Origin of the sequence: Sphingobacterium kitahiroshimense (genome assembly GCF_025961315.1) — a bacterium.
In the GTDB taxonomy this organism is placed as follows: Bacteria; Bacteroidota; Bacteroidia; order Sphingobacteriales; family Sphingobacteriaceae; genus Sphingobacterium; species Sphingobacterium anhuiense.
Genome location: NZ_JAOQNK010000001.1, coordinates 1,447,883 through 1,464,564, shown reverse-complemented (window position 1 = coordinate 1,464,564; position 16,682 = coordinate 1,447,883). Strand labels below are relative to the sequence as shown.

The following is a 16,682-nucleotide window of genomic DNA, read 5'->3' as shown; positions in this document are numbered from 1 at the left end:
GTGCCGAGATTTACATGGATGGATTAAAGATACAAGCTGCTCGCGGAATAGTAAGAGTTAAATTTTTCATTTATCGACTATATATTGAATGGCAGTAAAACAATTTTATAATGATGAGGTTGTATCAATAATTTCTGCTATTTTTAATGTATATGATTTCAAACTTACGTTACTTAATAATACTTGTATTTATATCGTCCTGTGGGATTATGCACAATGTGCCTCTTTCACAGAAGCCGAATTCGTTTGATAAACCCAATATTTCCAATTCTTTTGTGGATCAAAACGGGAATTTTTATCCTGATAATTGGCGTAAGACGTACGGCAGCCCACCTAGTAATGGAAAAAGAGATGCTTACTCTTTAATGAAAATCGCGGCAGACAAAGGTATCACGGATGAGCTGACGGGATTTGAAGTGAAAAAACTAAGGGAATTTAAAGAGCGTGTGAAAACGAAGAAGCGTGTTTTTGTGTTTGTTCACGGCTTTAATGCAAACAATGAAGAAGTAAATGAGAGTTACGGTTATATCCAGAAGCTTATTAAGGTCAATGCTAAGGATGATGAGATTGTGCGTTTTTATTGGGACGGGCTATGGACGAGCAATCCTTTTGCCGGGGCAAAAATCTGGTTTACCGCGACTTCCTTTAGTCAGATGGCCGGTGAGTTTGGTTTAAGGCGTGTGCTGAATACGATTTCAAATAAAGATGTCTATATCATTTCACACAGTCGAGGTGCTTCTGTGGTACTGAGTGCATTGGCGGAACCGCATTTCAATGAGAAGTTTGTAAAAGACATCAAGGAAATTCATAATGTTGATGTGGAAAACGCGAAAGAACTCTTGGAGAATAAAAACCGGATTACCTGTATTATGCTAGCTCCGGCAATCGGATTAGCTGATTTTAAATCGCAGGAGGCAGGCAATGACTCCTTCTGTACGATAAGTCCACAGGTGAAAAAAATGCACATTACAATCAATAATACAGATAAGATGCTGAAGAAGTTTTTCGGTTTTTTTGCCGATAAATTTAATCCGACCGACCTGGGCTATAAAGATAATGTGTACAATGAGCTGGTGAAGCAGTATACCTGCTTTGATAAAACAGACTTCTCGGGTATGGAAAGCCATGCATTCAATAGCTATATTCGCAGTCCGAAATTTAAAACGATGCTAAAAGCAAATGGCATTGCTTTAGCGAAATAGTGTTAGTGTTGCTTGTTGTTCTCCCGGTTGTTGTAGGTTAAGTAGATTCTCTTGACTTCCATTTGCTCGGCTCTTCCTTTATTGATGAGAAGCTGACGTTGTTGGGTAAGTCTGGACTTGTTATTACGCATTTTGTTTTTTAAAACATTGAGATAGGCTATGGCACCAATTCTGGTGGTGTCGAGGCCTAAAAGTCTACAGGAATAGCTGCCTAGGAGAAAATGGTTATAATAAAGATGAATTTCGCGCATCATTTTACGTCCCAGCGCTGATTCCGGATAATACGCGGCTATAGGCTCTTCCTGTAGGGCCTGGGCCAATAACCTGGAATCGGCATCGCCTTCTTTTTGTGTCATGGTCCAGTAGTAGAGCGCTTCAATAGCCTGTTGTTCCGTGTCAGGAAGTAGTTGCAAGTGGATACCTAACAAGTAACCGATATATTTCCAGAGGTGAAGTACTGCTGTTATTTCTTCTGGAAGGATCTGAAATTTCATGCGCTGTAACCCGACGATAAAGACCAGCGAAAATCCCAGGTTGGTGGCAAGCATGTCCCACTGATTGAGCGGTAGGCCCCATTCATTTTTGTCCCAATCCGTCTTCGCCAGAATATTGATCCGTGAGAAAGCATGGATAATGCGGGTTTCCATTACTTTTTGATAACCGATCTGCCCGCTTTTTAAAGATCCATTTTCCATGATGTCTACCCAAAAGTCTACTGTATCTGCCAGGCGCTTCACGGCTCCTTTTTTTAGTGCACCGGTATAGATAAGTGGTTTATTGATTGCTGCCGATTCGTAACCACCCATGAGGCAGTAGTCGCGCAAGACGATCAGACCGCTTAATCCTGCGCGCTGACTTACTGCGATGCCACTTTCCAGCAGTTCCCAGTTTAACCAGGACGGTGAGCTCTCAATCGAAGAGAAAAAAGTGTCAAGTGCTTCTCTATAGGGCTCATCGACATTTTCCGGAGCAACTAAATACGCACGTAGTAATTGCTGTCCCTTGCCAAAACCAACTTGCTGATGGAGCTTTCTGACCAATTCGTCTGCCGGTTCATCGCAGTTGAAGAGGTAGGGAACCAACTTGTTTGCTTCCCGAAGGTCGGGCTGCTTTGGCAGTTTTTTTAACAGTTCTACTCCGGCACCTGCGGTCCAATAATGATGAAAGGAGGAGGTATTTGTTTTGAATCGGCTCGGTATTTCCATCTTAATTGTCTATATCCCAATTCATAAAATTGCCTGTAGCAACGATGTTCCCAGATGTATAGGAGAAATCGAAATCAACGTAATCGGACTGGCAGGAGATCGTATCACTGCAGCAAAATTGGCGGTCGATGTTGAAGCTGATTCGAAATCTACCTTTCTTTTCGATATCGTTGAAAGTGAAACTCGAGACGCTAAGATCGCCGATCTGCGGTGCGCCATCTTTGTCGGATAGGCTGTCGAATACCGCTTCCTGCAGCTGTTTGCGGTCTTCGGCTGTGATCTGATCGAGCAATAAGGTGAAATTTTGCTTGATTTTCTGTAATGCTGTATCTGTAACCGGTATGTTTAATGTGATTGTTGACATGTTTTTAGTGTATAAGCTAGTTGATGTTCGAGCTGCTGTTGGTCTGGAAAATATGTTGTTCTGATCTTCGGATCTAATGAAATCTGTGAAGAAATGGCTTTAAAGGCCAGGTAATGGAGTTCCGAGACCGATAAGCACGTGACCGATGTGCTAAAAGTAATGTTATTTTCTGCCTGCAGGCTGTAGAGACTCTTTGGTAATGCCCTAAGTTTGATCTTACCCACCAGCACATTTAATTTTTCTTCCCAATAGCCGATTTCGTCTGCTAGCTGCTGGAGTATAAATTGTTTCTGCCAGTCATGTAGCTGTTTTTGATAAGTTGTCCCTTTACAGTACAAGGTAATGGTTCTGTTTTTAACCAGAATTTTGTTCGAGGTGGTATTCTTGATGAGTTTGAGTAAATAGTTTTGTTGAAAGAGACGTACCGGATGTTCTTGATACTCGACTTCTTCAGAAACTGTTCGGCTATTCTTGTTATTTTTAATAAACTGTTCTAAGGTGCTGATTTCAAAGTCGACGGGAGCAAAAATGCGCGCAATGCCCGGATGTTGCTCCAAGCGGATTTCTTTGGAATCGGTTGTAATGATTTGATAGTTTTTTCCAGCTATTTCGATTTGCATACTGAAATTAAATGTTCGACCTTGTAAACATAATACTAACTTTTATTAAGTTTGTCATTAAATTAAAACAAATAAACGGTAATATGAAAAAACATTCAGTTCTTGCCGCTTTACTGATGTGCGGAGGAATGCTCTTTGCACAGCAGCAGCCGGCAATCAATACAGCCTTTATGGATAAGAGTGTTCGTCCTCAGGATGACTTTTACAATTTTGTAAACGGTCAATGGATGAAGACAGTGTCGATACCTTCGGATAAAGCGCGATGGGGATCTTTTGACGAGCTTCGTGAAAACACAGACATTGCGACGTTGAAGATCTTGAAAGAATCTTTAAGTACCACCTTTGCAAAAGGTTCTGACGGTCAAAAGATCGGTGATTTATATCGCTCTTATATTGATTTTGATAAACGTAACCAATTGGGCGTAACTCCAATTAAACCTTATCTGGATAAAATCGATGCGATCAAGGATTTTAACGGTCTGTACAATTATCTGGTTGAGGTGACGCCAATCGGTGGCAATCCTTTTTTCGGTGCTTATGTCTATGCACACTTAAAAAATAGTAACGTCAATACGGTTTATTTAGGTGCTGCAAGTTTAGGTCTGGGGCGTTCTTACTATCAGGTTGTAGATGCTAAGAATACGGAAACTTTAGGTGATTATTCTAATTTTATCTCGGCGCTTTATAGTAAAGTCGGTCAGCGTACGCGTGACTTAAAGGGTCCGAAGATTGTTGCTTTTGAAAAAGAACTGGCTAAAAACCTGAAAACAGTGGAGCAGTCCCGTGATGCTGAAAAGCGTTATAATCCGGTTGCTGTTGCTGATCTGAAGAAAATGGTCAAAAACATTGATATTGCCAAATATCTGAAAGATACGGGTTTTAAGGCGGATACCGTGATTGTTTCAGAACTGGCTTATTATCAGAACCTAGACAAGGTATTGAAGCCTGAAAACCTAGAAGCGATTAAGGAGGTCTTGAAATTTAACGTGATGAATGATGCTGCGGCATATTTAACAGCGGACCTGGATCAACTTAATTTTGATTTTTGGGGTAAAAAATTGAAGGGTCAAAAAGAACAACGTGCGTTGGAAAAAAGAGGAGTTGAATTTGTCAACAGTGTGGCAGGTGAGCTTTTGGGTAAACTTTACGTGAAAGAGAATTTCCCGCCACAAGCAAAAGAGCAGGCAGAGGAATTGGTCGGTTACCTGATCAAATCTTTCCAGCAGCATATCAATGATCTGAAGTGGATGTCGGCCGATACGAAAGTAAAGGCTTTAGAGAAACTTTCGAAATTCAATGTGAAGATCGGTTACCCGGATAAATGGAAAGATTACACTACGTTAAATGTGGGTACTTCTTTATTTGATAATATCCTGAGCGAGCGTAAATGGGCTTTTGCAAAGAATTTGGATAAGCAAGGTAAACCTGTCGACAAATCGGAATGGGGTATGACACCACAAACTGTCAATGCTTATTACAGTCCTTTGTTTAATGAAATTGTATTCCCTGCAGCGATCTTACAGCCTCCATTCTATGATTATAAGGCAGATGCAGCAGTTAACTTCGGTGGTATCGGTGCGGTTATCGGTCATGAGCTGTCTCATGGTTTTGATGATCAAGGAGCTAAATATGATGGAAACGGTAATTTGAACAACTGGTGGACCGAAGAGGATAAGACGAAGTTTGAAGCTTCTGCTGATGCATTGGTAAAACAGTTTGAAGCTTATGAACCGGTACCGGGTGTGAAGGTGAATGGCCGTTTTACTTTAGGTGAAAATATAGGTGACTTAGGTGGTTCTTCTGTTGCTTTCGATGCCTTGAAAATGTACCTGAAAGATAAAGGTAACCCAGGTCTGATTGATGGATATACACAAGAACAACGTTTCTTTTTATCGTGGGCTACGATCTGGAGAACTAAAACAACGGATGAGTTTGTTGTGAACCAAGTGAAGACAGATCCGCATTCGCCAGCTCAATATCGTGCTTTTGCGCCGATCATCAATTTAGATGGTTTTCATGAGGCATTCGGTACGAAGGAAGGTGATAAATTATTTGTCCCTAAAACGGATAGAATTGTGATCTGGTAGTTCTTATTTGTATAGGAAAGATCGAGATTAAAATAGAAAGCCCTTACAGATTCCTGTAAGGGCTTTTCTATTATTTTAGTTAAGAGGGCTAGAATTTTTTTGACTTCTGAGTCTTCTAGCCATCTCACTTATTAGTTAAGTAACTTTTTAAAAAAGTAATGCTCGGATCTGTTTTTCATCTTCCTGGATCTGATCTTTCATTTCCTGTAAGGAGTCAAAACGTTCGTCATGACGGATGAAATGCAGGAATTTTACGCGTAATGTCTTCCCATATATATCATCATTGAAATCAAATAAGCTTATTTCAATGCTTCTGTTCATTCCATCTACTGTTGGTCGGGTACCAATGTAACCCATTCCTTTAGCAATTTTGATTGGCTGTATTTCTACGTATTCGCCTGTGGTAATATTTTGTAAATGATCGAAAATATGAACTTCAACAGCATAGATACCGTATGCAGGAATTAATTTGTGTTGTTCGTGCACCTGCAGGTTGGCAGTCGGAAAACCGATTGTACGGCCGATTTGGTCCCCGCGGATCACTGTTCCTGTTAATTCAAAAGGATAGCCCAAGTAAAGGTTTGCGGTCTTGATATCGCCGGTAATCAGTGCAAGGCGTATACGTGTTGACGATACTGCAACGTCGTTGATGTCCTGTTCGGGGATTTGTTCCACCGAGTAGTCAAAAATATCAGCGTACTGTTGCAGATCTTTTAAGCTTCCACTTCTATCTTTCCCGAAATGATGATCGTATCCGATCACTATTTTCTTTGTGCCGAGTTTTCCGACCAGTACATTGCTGATGTATTCTTCAGGTGTCTGGTTTGAGAAATCGCGTGAAAACGGTGTGATGATTAAATGGTCGATATCCAATTCAGATAGTCGGCTCACTTTTTCTTCTATATCATTGATAAGACGTAAACTGTCATCATCCGGATTGATAATTAATCTAGGGTGAGGGTAGAAGGTTAACAATACGGTCTCACCGTTAATTTTTTTAGCGCATTCTTTTAGATGAGTTAATATTTTTTGATGACCGATATGGACACCATCAAATGTACCGATGGTAACAACTGCATTTTCCAATGCTTTAAAATCATCTAAACTTCTATAAATTTTCATTTAATGAAATATTTTTCGAGAAATTAATCAATAGAAATCAATCGTTACAATTGAGGTTCTGTGATACTAATTTCTTTGTGAGCCTTTATTTTTTGAATTAATTCTTCTAGGTTCCAAGCATTTTCAACTTGGTAATCGCCACTTTTCGTTCTTCTTAGTGAACTTAAATGTGCACCACTGCTAAGCGCTTTTCCGAAATCGTACGCCAGGGAACGAATATATGTTCCTTTGCTGCATGATACTCTGAAATGAACGACCGGCATTTCTATTTTTTCGATGATAAAGCTGTTAATGGAGACTTTACGTGTTTTTAACTCGACTGTTTCGCCACGGCGAGCCTTTTCATAAATACGTTCTCCGTTTATCTTGATTGCTGAATGTGCTGGTGGATATTGGTCGATATCTCCTTCGAAGGTTTTCGCTGCATCGTGGATCATCTGCTCCGAAATATGATCGATCGGAAAGGTTTCATCAACTTCTGTTTCCAGGTCGTAAGAAGGGGTAGTACCACCTAAGGTGATCGTTCCTGTGTATTCTTTATCTTCAGCTTGATAGCTGTCTATTTTTTTTGTGAATTTACCTGTACATACAATTAGTAAACCGGTAGCTAGCGGGTCTAATGTACCTGCATGGCCTACTTTTATCTTTAATGGTTTAATGGAGTTACGAATTTTCCCCACCACATCAAAGCTAGTCCAGGTCAGTGGCTTATCTATCAGTAACATTTGTCCTTCGGCAAATGAAAATACCTTTTCTATTTGATCTTTCTCGTTATTTTCCATTCATTAGTTCAATTGCACTAGATCATTGATTTTGTTTTATTTGCTGAATCTCGTTAAAAGAAGATTTTAGTAAAACAAAGTCAAGCTGATTTTGTATTTTTTTGCAAAGGTACTCATATTATTTTTCACCATAGCGGGTAAAAGTAAGCGTAGCGTCAAAGTATTAGTTATTCCAGAAGAATACTAATAAAGCAATACCAATAATAATGCGGTACCAGCCCCAGAATTTAAATCCGTATTTCGTTAAGACGGTAATAAATGATTTAACTGCGATCATAGCGACTATAAATGCGACAACATTGCCGACAATAAAGACGATGATATTTTCATTGCTGGCAAATATCATCTCATAACCTTTCTGCGCATGTGCTGTTCCTTCGCCCCATGTTTTTACAAATACGGAGTAAACTGTTACAGCAAGCATAGTCGGAACTGCTAAGAAGAATGAAAATTCTGCTGCTGCTCTACGGTCTAATCCTTGCGTCAAACCACCGATAATAGATGCTGCTGAACGGGAAGTACCTGGCATCATGGCTAGACATTGCCAAAAACCTATAATTAATGCTTTCTTAATCGGAATCTCTTTTTCATCTAAGATGGTTGGATTCTTGAACCATTTGTCAACAAATAGCAGGACAACACCACCTAATACCAAGACGGTTGAAATAGCGATTTGATTGCCTAATACGGCTTCGATTTTATCGTCCAGTAGTTTTCCTAAAACCAGTGCCGGAATAACAGCAATAGCTAGTTTGTAATACAGCTGGATATTTTTGATGTCGAAAAATTTCTTCCAGTAGAGAACTACGATGGACAGGATGGCGCCAAATTGGATAGACACCTGGAACATTTTGAGGTATTCACTTTCCTGCATACCCATTAAGGCTGCAGTAAAGCCCATATGGGCTGTAGATGAAATCGGAAGATACTCAGTTAATCCTTCTACAATCGCTAGAAGGATGGCTTCAAATAAGGACATAGTGTAATTCTACTTTTATTTAGATTTTGGTTTGTAAAGAATGGCTACAAAACCCAATGCAAAACCAAGTACTATGACGATGGGAGCTAACGTGATTTTAGTAAAACTATAGATATCTGTATTACCGCTCATAAGCAGGAAACCGATGATAACGATAATGATACTAACAATAAATAATTGATAATTCAATTTTCCGAAAACAAAAGCACCTTTGTTTGTCGTTTCAGATTTTTTGATTTGAGCCATTTTTAACTGTATAAATCGTTAGATTTTGCTTTTAAATATTTGGTTACGGCAAAGTATGTACTTAAGCCAGAAATTAGAATTCCGATTGCGATGACCACGATAAAGATCGCGGCAAATTCGTACCAGTTTCTTAAAAATACCAGTTCTGGAATCTGCTGCTGTGCAAACTTCAGTGTGAATATTAATAATAGGATGGCGATAAGCGAGCCCAATAGTCCATGAATAATACCGTAGGTGATGAATGGTTTACGGATGAAGTTTTTGGTTGCTCCTATTAATTGCATGCTTTTGATCAGGAACCGCTGTGAATAGATCGCCAGACGGATGGTATTGTTGATGAGGGCTACTGCTATCACTAATAAGATCGCGGCAAACGCCAATACTACAATACTGATAATACGTACATTTTTATTGACCATATCGATAAGCGATTCTTGGTAAACCACTTCTTTGATTCGGGTGTTGCGTGATATTTTGTCTATAAAGGTTTTGATACTATCCGAATTGGCGTAATCTTCTTTCATGTATACGTCAATAGAAGGAAGCAGTGGGTTGTGGCCTAAGTACTGTACAAAGTCTTCGCCTAAATCTTCTTTCAATGATTTTGCAGCTAGTTCTTTGCTAATATATTCTGTACGTAGGACATACTTATCTTTTTCTAGATCCTTTTGCAGTGAAAGTACATCTCCTTCATTGGTGCCATCGTTAACGATGACATTGAGTACGATGTTTTCTTTTACGTATTTCGATAGATTCTTTGCGTGAACAAGTAATAAACCTAGCAATCCAGTCACTAAAAGGACTAGAGCTATACTGATAACAGTAGAGACGTAAACTGATTTTGTCTTTCTTTTTTGCGTGCTTGATTCGTATTCTGACATAATAAGCAATAAAAATTTATTTGCGAAAGTAATGATTTGAGGGGATTTATTCGAATTATTCTTGTAATAACTTTCTTGCGGAAGTATGAAAATTCGCTATATCCTTTGTAATTAACTTTTCAATACTATCATTTATTGTTTAAACTACAAAACTTTTCTTACAATTCGCTATTAAAATCGTAATTTCGCAAGTCTTACAAAATTCCTCAATACAAAAATGGAGTACAATCACAAATCGTTAGAAAAAAAGTGGCAAAAATTTTGGGCCGATCATGAAACATTCAAATCTGCGGATACACATGAAAAACCGAAATATTATGTTTTAGACATGTTTCCTTATCCTTCTGGAGCTGGACTGCACGTCGGTCATCCACTTGGTTATATCGCTTCGGATATTTTTTCAAGATATAAACGTTTAAAAGGTTTTAATGTTTTGCATCCTATGGGATATGATTCGTTCGGTTTACCTGCTGAGCAGTATGCCATTCAGACGGGACAACATCCAGCGATTACGACTGAGGCAAATATAAACCGTTACCGTGAACAATTGGATAACATTGGTTTTTCTTTTGATTGGAGCAGAGAGGTACGTACTTCCGAGCCTTCTTACTATAAGTGGTCGCAATGGATTTTCATGCAACTGTTCAATTCTTGGTATAACAATGATTCGGATAAAGCAGAGTTAATCGATACTTTAATTAGTCGTTTTGAAAAAACTGGCTCAGAGAGAATTAATGCTGTTTCTGATGATGATGTATTAACATTTACAGGAGCGGAATGGCTTGCCTTTGACGAAGAAAAACAACAGCGTGAGTTGTTGAAATACCGTATTGCGTACTTACGTGAAAGTACCGTGAACTGGTGCGCAGCATTAGGGACAGTGCTGGCGAATGACGAGGTGATCAATGGTTTTTCTGAGCGTGGGGGTCATCCGGTGGAGCAGAAGAAAATGATGCAATGGTCGATGCGTATCACTGCCTATGCTGACCGTATGTTGCGTGGTCTGGAGCTTGTGGACTGGCCAGAGCCTTTGGTGGAGATGCAACGTAATTGGATCGGTAAATCTGTGGGTGCATTAGTGAAATTTCCAGTTCCACAGCTGGAGACGTATATTGAAGTATTCACCACCCGTGTCGATACAATATTTGGTGTTTCATTTGTGGTATTGGCTCCGGAGCATGAATTGGTTTCAAAATTAACGACTGCTGATCAGCAGGCTGCAGTTACTGCATATATTGATAAAACAAGTAAAAAATCGGAACTGGACCGAATGTCTGATACAAAAACGGTGTCGGGTGCGTTTATAGGTTCATATGCCAAACACCCGATTACGGGAGAGGATGTTGCGATCTGGATTGCTGATTATGTATTGGCGAGTTACGGTACAGGTGCTGTAATGGCTGTTCCTTCGGGCGATCAACGTGATTATCTGTTCGCAAAGCATTTTGATCTACCGATCGTCAAGATTTCTGACTCGCAGCAGATTGAAGAGGAAGCGGATGGAAATAAGGATGGTAAATATATCAACTCTGATTTTATGAACGGCTTGAACTACCAGGAAGGTGTGGCTGCTGTAATTGCAAAGTTGGAAGAATTACAATTAGGAAAAGCTAAAATTAACTACCGGATGCGTGATGCGATCTTTGGTCGCCAGCGTTACTGGGGTGAACCGGTTCCGGTTTATTTCAAAAATGGATTGCCTTACTTAATAAAGGAAGAAGAGCTTCCTTTGTTATTGCCTGAGGTGGACAAATACTTACCTACTGAAACAGGTGAACCACCTTTGGGACGTGCGGAAAACTGGAAATACGAAGATCAGTACGAGTATGAATTGAGTACAATGCCAGGATGGGCCGGATCTTCTTGGTACTGGTTCCGTTATATGGATCCTCAGAACACAGAAGCTTTTGCTTCGAAAGAAGCGGTAGATTACTGGAAAGCTGTTGATTTATATATCGGTGGTTCTGAGCATGCTACAGGTCACTTGCTATACTCACGCTTCTGGAATAAATTTTTGAAAGATTTAGGTTTCCACAATGAGGAAGAGCCTTTCAAAAAACTGATCAATCAAGGGATGATCCAGGGACGTTCTAATTTTGTATACCGCTTATTAGGCGATGAAGGAAAAGCAACAGATACGTATGTTTCTTATGGTTTGAAAGATCAGTACAACACGATTCCATTACACGTAGATGTTAATATTGTGGTTAACGATGTGCTGAATCTGGAGAAATTTAAAGCGTCGAGACCAGATTATGCCGCTGCTGAATTTATTTTGGAAGACGGTAAATATGTCTGCGGAACGGAAGTGGAGAAAATGTCTAAATCAAAGTTCAATGTTGTCAATCCTGATGATATTATCGAAGCTTATGGTGCAGATACACTACGTTTGTATGAAATGTTTTTGGGTCCGTTGGAACAGGCAAAACCTTGGAATACGAATGGTATTGAAGGTGTTTACAAATTCTTAAAGAAAGTATGGCGTTTGTTCCATGATGCTGAAGGTAACTTTAATGTATCGGATGTGGAACCTACAAAAGCGGAATATAAAGCTTTGCATAAGATTATAAAAAAGGCGGAGGATGATATTGAACGTTTTTCATTCAATACGTCGGTTTCAGCTTTTATGATCTGTGTGAATGAGCTTACTGATCTTAAATGTAATAAACGTGCTATTTTAGAACAGCTGGTTGTTGTACTTCAGCCTTATGCACCGCATATTTCGGAAGAGCTGTGGTCGTTATTGGGTAAAGAAGCTGGATCGATCTCGTATGCGACTTATCCGACATTTATTGCTGATTATTTAGTGGAATCGGAATTTGCATATCCGGTATCGATAAACGGTAAGATGAAAATGAACTTATTGTTGGCATTGGATCTAGACGCAAAAGCTGTTGAAGAAGTTGTTCTGGCCAATGAAGATGTACAGCGCTATATGGACGGTAAAGCATTGAAAAAGCTTATTTTTGTTAAAGGGAAGATTATCAATATTGTAGTTTAATCTAAAAACGCTATAATCATATAAAAAATGCGCTTTTGATTTATTCAAAAGCGCATTTTTATGTTTTATACTATTGTTCCTTTATCGTTTATGATCGCTGAATTTTTATTCTGGCTCTTGCTCTTACACTGCCAGATTCGGTTATCAAGGTATAGGCACTTTTCGCATTTGATTACTTTCAGTTCGATATTTCTAACTTTATAACCAGAACTGTCTTGAAACCTGAAAGCAGGTTTTAAAACAATACATCTTGAAATGCTTCAGTTTTATCAAATACAGATTTTGCAAAAGGGCAAAGGGGCATGATCTTCGCATTTTTTTTGCGGGCATAATCAACTGCTTCGAGTACCATCTTTTTGCCGACACCATTGCCGTTAAATTCCGGGTGTACTTCGGTATGATCAATAATGAATTTGTCTTCTCCAGCCCAGGTATATTCCATCAAACCAGCTTCTTTACCATCGATTTCTGCGATTATTTGACCCTTCTTTTCGTTTTCAATGTTTTTTATAGTCATCTCTTTTTAATTTAATAAACAGCTAATTTCTGCCTTTGGTTTTTTAAAAATAAGATTTTTATAACAAATTTTTTTCATTTAAATATTTCCAATAACGTTTTGGTAGACTCTGAACATGTAGTTTTGTGTTTTTTCGTTCCTTGATATTGACTGATTCAAAGTAGTTTTTCCAGAGATCACTGTAGCGTGATTCTTCTTCGTCTAAGTGAATTTCGATTTGATTTTTAGCTAAAGTATCGCTGAATTTAACTTCTGTTACTTCCATTAAATCATAGTAGATACCATATTTTCGCTTCAGATCATAGATAAGCCATTTTTGGTCTGCATAGCGTTCTTTGAAAAACTTCACAATTAGCGGTAGGACATTAAAATCAGGTTCTAGATTAGCAAAATATAAACCATCTTTCATTTTTTGAAACCTGACAAATGCTTTTACCCGGTGTCTTTCTCTGGAAACAGAGCGAACAATTTTTTTTATCTGTAAGATATCGTCATGGCCATAGTTTTGATTGGCTTTGGATTCTGATCTAAAATAGTAAATAATACTTCGCAATATCAAAAGTTCTCGATCTTTGATTTCTGAAAGATGGACATAATAAAGTTCTTGGATCCCCTGAAGACCTATTTTTTTTTCAAGACCGAGGAGTACGCGTCTGGCTTTTTCATTATCTGTGCTGATCAATTCTGGAGCAGTAAAGAGGCCCGTTTGGCTAGATGAAGCATGTTGCTGTATAGCGCCGACCTGCCATTTGTACTCAAAGGAGCAAAAGACACATGTCATTAGTCCTGACCAGGTACCATCGTAGTTCAGCGTTTTTAACATCTTAGAAAAGGGTTAATTGTTGACTGTCGTTTTTAATGTACTTACTGCTGGATTGTGCCAGAATATATTGTTTGATATGGGATCCGGGCTTGTCCGCATAGAGTTGTTGAAAACCGAGACAAGTAATAAAATACTTTGCCCGATTGGTGGCTACTCCTAGCTTTTGCAGGTTTTCGAGGCGTAATGGACCGAAGCGTCGAGCCAGAATGATCTTTTTAGCAGACTGTACACCAATACCTGGTACCCGCAAAATAAAATGATAATCTGCTTTATTGATATCGACAGGGAAGGCATGTTGATTGCGTAATGCCCAGCTGAGTTTTGGATCGATATCGAGATCTAGCAAGGGATGGTTGTCATTGACAATCTCGTCTGCCCTGAAGCCGTAGAACCGCATGAGCCAATCGGACTGATACAGTCTGTTTTCGCGTACCATAGGAACTGCAGTGCCAATTTCGGGCAAGCGCTTGTCGTAGGAGATGGGTACGTAGCCGGAATAGTAGACACGTTTTAAATGATAATTTTTATAAAAATGCTGTGCTGTTTGGATGATATGTTTATCTGATTCGCCGGAAGCGCCAATAATCATTTGTGTACTTTGTCCTGCTGGAGCGAATGTCGGTGTAGATTTGATGATCTTTCTTTCCTCATTTGTTCTGATAATTTCATTTTTTAGATAGCGCATAGGAATGATCATATCTTCCCGGCTTTTATCGGGCGCTAAAAGTTTGAGTCCTTCTTTTGTAGGTATCTCGAGATTGATACTCAAACGGTCGGCATACAATCCAGCTTCATGGACGAGCTCATCGCTTGCTCCAGGAATGGTTTTTAGGTGGATATAGCCATTGAATTTATGTTCCAAACGTAATTTTTTAGCGATGGACACTAATCTTTCCATCGTATAATCGGCATTTTTAAATATACCTGAGCTTAAAAATAGTCCTTCTATGTAGTTCCTCCGATAAAAGTTGATCGTCAGATCGACGACTTCCTGTACGGTGAATGCCGCCCGTTCGATATCATTGCTCTTTCGTGATACGCAGTAAGCACAATCATAAATGCAATGATTGGTTAACAAGATCTTCAACAAGGAAACACAACGTCCATCTTCGGTATAAGAATGACAGATGCCGCCTTGATTGGCATTTCCGATTCCTTTATTTTTATTAGCTCGATTACTTCCGCTCGAACTGCAACTTACGTCGTATTTGGCGGCATCGGCTAAAATATTAAGTTTTTGAACTATACGATCTGACATAACGCTGTTAATTTTAGTAAATATACTAATATTATTAGTTATCTATGTCAATTGCGATAATTTATAGCAAATTATTTTATTTATGATATCAGAAATAAAGGAGGTTACTCGGATTTTGTAGCTTACGATGCGATCAATATTTTTAAGGTGTTTTTAAATTTCCTACCTTGTATCTGAATTTTTAAGGGGATGTGCATGTACGAAGTTTTGGAATTAAATTCTTCAGTAAGAATAGTATGGAAATGGATAGCTTATATATTGAACAGGTTATTGCAACGAGGACCTGGAAATTACGTCAGCAGGTACTGTATCCGGAAGGCTCGTTAAAGGATGTGATGATTGATGCGGATTTTGACGGGACGCACTTTGCGGCGACCATAGCAGGGGAGCTGATAGGGGTAATCTCTGTGTTTAAGATAGAAGAGGGGCACTATCAGTTTCGAAAATTTGCGGTTCTTCCTCATTTTCAGGGAAATGGTATAGGTACTGCACTATTCAAATCTGTTGTTGACTTTTGTCGGTTATGGAATGGTGTTTCGCTTTTTTGTGATGCACGGATAGCAGCTGTTCCTTTCTATGAAAAACTAGGAATGCATATTAAGGGAGAGCACTTTTTCAAGAAAGAACTTGAATATGTTCGCATGGAAATCGGTTTATTTAATCAGAGCAGACATCAAACTGATATATAAAGTGATTCGGTTGAGTGAAGTCGTATCGCATCTAAAGCGCTATTTGCCGCGAACGTAACGATGTGCTAATTCCAAGTTTTTAAGTTTTGGGGGTAGAATTTCCATTCAGGTGTTCTGATTACATCGCCAGACAAGACGTACCAAGGGCTTAAAGATTTGTTAACGGGATTATTGATAATCTGCAATTCCTGTGCAGGCATATAACTTTGAGCCATTAAAACCAGTTTCTGACCATTTTTAGGGTTTACGGCTATATCGACAATAATAATAGCATGTCCAATCGGATTTCCTTTTTGGACAAAGGTATCACCTATTTGGACATCATCCATGGATTTGACAGTTGTCAGTTCATCGTGGAGGGAGCTTGTATTGGCATAAGCAAAAATATTCTCTAGGTATTTCCAGTATTTGGGATAGGTGTAATCTCCAGAGGCAAATTGTTCATAATAACGAGGTTTACCATCGGACAGAAAATTGAAATGAATATCTTTGTATTTCTTATTTTGGTATAAATAGTCAGCTCGCAACCGCATGACAGCATCTGCACATTGATGTAGGTCTCTTTTTCCTATGGGCAGATCGATTACACTTGCGTAGATGTCTCTTCTATCTTTTGTTCTTCCATTATAATAAGTCACAAGTGACTCAATAGGTTTGAGAGGGAGTTGCTGTAAGAAATAACCAAATTCATTTTTTTTGTAGTTTTCTCTTTCGTAGCCAACCGGGGGGGTGAATCTGTCTTTAATGGTTTTACCCTGGGGATCTATCAATTTTTGATTATAACCATCAACCACATGCAACTGTTTGGGCTTATCCTGAGATTTATTTTGATTGGATGATGCTGTACAGCTGATGAGGACAAAGGGGACATAAATGAGGTATAAGATCTTCATGTGTTTTTTTTTG

General features: G+C 39.0%; 16 protein-coding genes. 4 read left to right on the top strand and 12 right to left on the bottom strand.

Annotated elements, in window-relative coordinates:
- Positions 1-152 precede the first annotated feature (152 nt).
- Entirely contained in the window at positions 153-1,202 is a 1,050-nt protein-coding gene (locus M2265_RS06685) for an alpha/beta hydrolase (RefSeq protein ID WP_132771338.1), read from the top strand.
- 2 nt (positions 1,203-1,204) lie between these two features.
- Here M2265_RS06685 and M2265_RS06680 read toward each other — a convergent pair whose 3' ends face one another.
- From M2265_RS06680 to M2265_RS06670, 3 genes are read right to left on the bottom strand one after another with little or no spacing between them, the layout of a single operon-like run.
- Positions 1,205-2,407 (bottom strand): oxygenase MpaB family protein, encoded by a 1,203-nt coding sequence (locus M2265_RS06680; RefSeq protein WP_132771339.1) that lies wholly within the window; start codon positions 2,405-2,407, stop codon positions 1,205-1,207.
- A 1-nt stretch (position 2,408) separates the two neighbouring features.
- On the bottom strand, positions 2,409-2,771 hold the full coding sequence (locus M2265_RS06675) for a hypothetical protein (protein ID WP_132771340.1): 363 nt from the start codon (positions 2,769-2,771) through the stop codon (positions 2,409-2,411).
- Positions 2,753-3,391: a DUF45 domain-containing protein gene (locus tag M2265_RS06670; protein ID WP_132771341.1), complete on the bottom strand. Its 639-nt coding sequence runs from the start codon at positions 3,389-3,391 to the stop codon at positions 2,753-2,755. The genes M2265_RS06675 and M2265_RS06670 overlap by 19 nt, the downstream gene beginning before the upstream one ends.
- A gap of 83 nt (positions 3,392-3,474) precedes the next feature.
- Between M2265_RS06670 and M2265_RS06665 the strand changes: the two genes are divergently transcribed.
- A complete protein-coding gene (locus M2265_RS06665; RefSeq protein WP_031287693.1) occupies positions 3,475-5,478 on the top strand; it encodes a M13 family metallopeptidase in 2,004 nt (667 codons plus the stop codon).
- Positions 5,479-5,625: 147 nt separating this feature from the next.
- On the opposite strand, the gene M2265_RS06660 is transcribed toward M2265_RS06665, so the two are convergent.
- The 5 genes from M2265_RS06660 to M2265_RS06640 form a co-directional block, all read right to left on the bottom strand.
- A complete protein-coding gene (locus M2265_RS06660; protein ID WP_132771342.1) occupies positions 5,626-6,600 on the bottom strand; it encodes a bifunctional riboflavin kinase/FAD synthetase in 975 nt (324 codons plus the stop codon).
- 44 nt (positions 6,601-6,644) lie between these two features.
- Entirely contained in the window at positions 6,645-7,382 is a 738-nt protein-coding gene (truB, locus tag M2265_RS06655) for a tRNA pseudouridine(55) synthase TruB (protein ID WP_132771343.1), read from the bottom strand.
- Positions 7,383-7,545: 163 nt separating this feature from the next.
- Positions 7,546-8,361, bottom strand: coding sequence for an undecaprenyl-diphosphate phosphatase (locus tag M2265_RS06650; protein WP_045754414.1), 816 nt, complete (start codon positions 8,359-8,361; stop codon positions 7,546-7,548).
- Positions 8,362-8,376: 15 nt separating this feature from the next.
- Positions 8,377-8,607, bottom strand: a complete 231-nt coding sequence (locus M2265_RS06645; RefSeq protein WP_021191640.1) for a DUF3098 domain-containing protein — start codon at positions 8,605-8,607, stop codon at positions 8,377-8,379.
- 2 nt (positions 8,608-8,609) lie between these two features.
- Entirely contained in the window at positions 8,610-9,488 is an 879-nt protein-coding gene (locus M2265_RS06640) for a cell division protein FtsX (RefSeq protein ID WP_021191641.1), read from the bottom strand.
- A gap of 217 nt (positions 9,489-9,705) precedes the next feature.
- On the opposite strand from M2265_RS06640, the gene leuS reads away from it, so the two are divergent.
- Positions 9,706-12,489 carry a leucine--tRNA ligase gene (gene leuS, locus M2265_RS06635; protein WP_132771344.1) on the top strand — a complete coding sequence of 928 codons (2,784 nt, stop codon included), beginning with the start codon at positions 9,706-9,708 and terminating at the stop codon, positions 12,487-12,489.
- Between the two features lie 235 nt (positions 12,490-12,724).
- Here leuS and M2265_RS06630 read toward each other — a convergent pair whose 3' ends face one another.
- Genes M2265_RS06630 through M2265_RS06620 form a run of 3 tightly spaced genes read right to left on the bottom strand, consistent with a single transcriptional unit; the run spans position 12,725 to position 15,087 of the window.
- Positions 12,725-13,006, bottom strand: a complete 282-nt coding sequence (locus M2265_RS06630) for a GNAT family N-acetyltransferase (RefSeq protein WP_132771345.1) — start codon at positions 13,004-13,006, stop codon at positions 12,725-12,727.
- Positions 13,007-13,064: 58 nt separating this feature from the next.
- On the bottom strand, positions 13,065-13,829 hold the full coding sequence (locus tag M2265_RS06625) for a TIGR03915 family putative DNA repair protein (RefSeq protein ID WP_132771346.1): 765 nt from the start codon (positions 13,827-13,829) through the stop codon (positions 13,065-13,067).
- 1 nt (position 13,830) lies between these two features.
- A complete protein-coding gene (locus M2265_RS06620; RefSeq protein WP_132771347.1) occupies positions 13,831-15,087 on the bottom strand; it encodes a putative DNA modification/repair radical SAM protein in 1,257 nt (418 codons plus the stop codon).
- A 242-nt stretch (positions 15,088-15,329) separates the two neighbouring features.
- On the opposite strand from M2265_RS06620, the gene M2265_RS06615 reads away from it, so the two are divergent.
- The gene (locus M2265_RS06615; protein WP_165905942.1) at positions 15,330-15,776 is read left to right on the top strand and encodes a GNAT family N-acetyltransferase; all 447 of its coding nucleotides are present in this window, start codon (positions 15,330-15,332) and stop codon (positions 15,774-15,776) included.
- 65 nt (positions 15,777-15,841) lie between these two features.
- On the opposite strand, the gene M2265_RS06610 is transcribed toward M2265_RS06615, so the two are convergent.
- A complete protein-coding gene (locus M2265_RS06610; RefSeq protein WP_132771349.1) occupies positions 15,842-16,669 on the bottom strand; it encodes a DUF4846 domain-containing protein in 828 nt (275 codons plus the stop codon).
- Positions 16,670-16,682 lie beyond the last annotated feature (13 nt).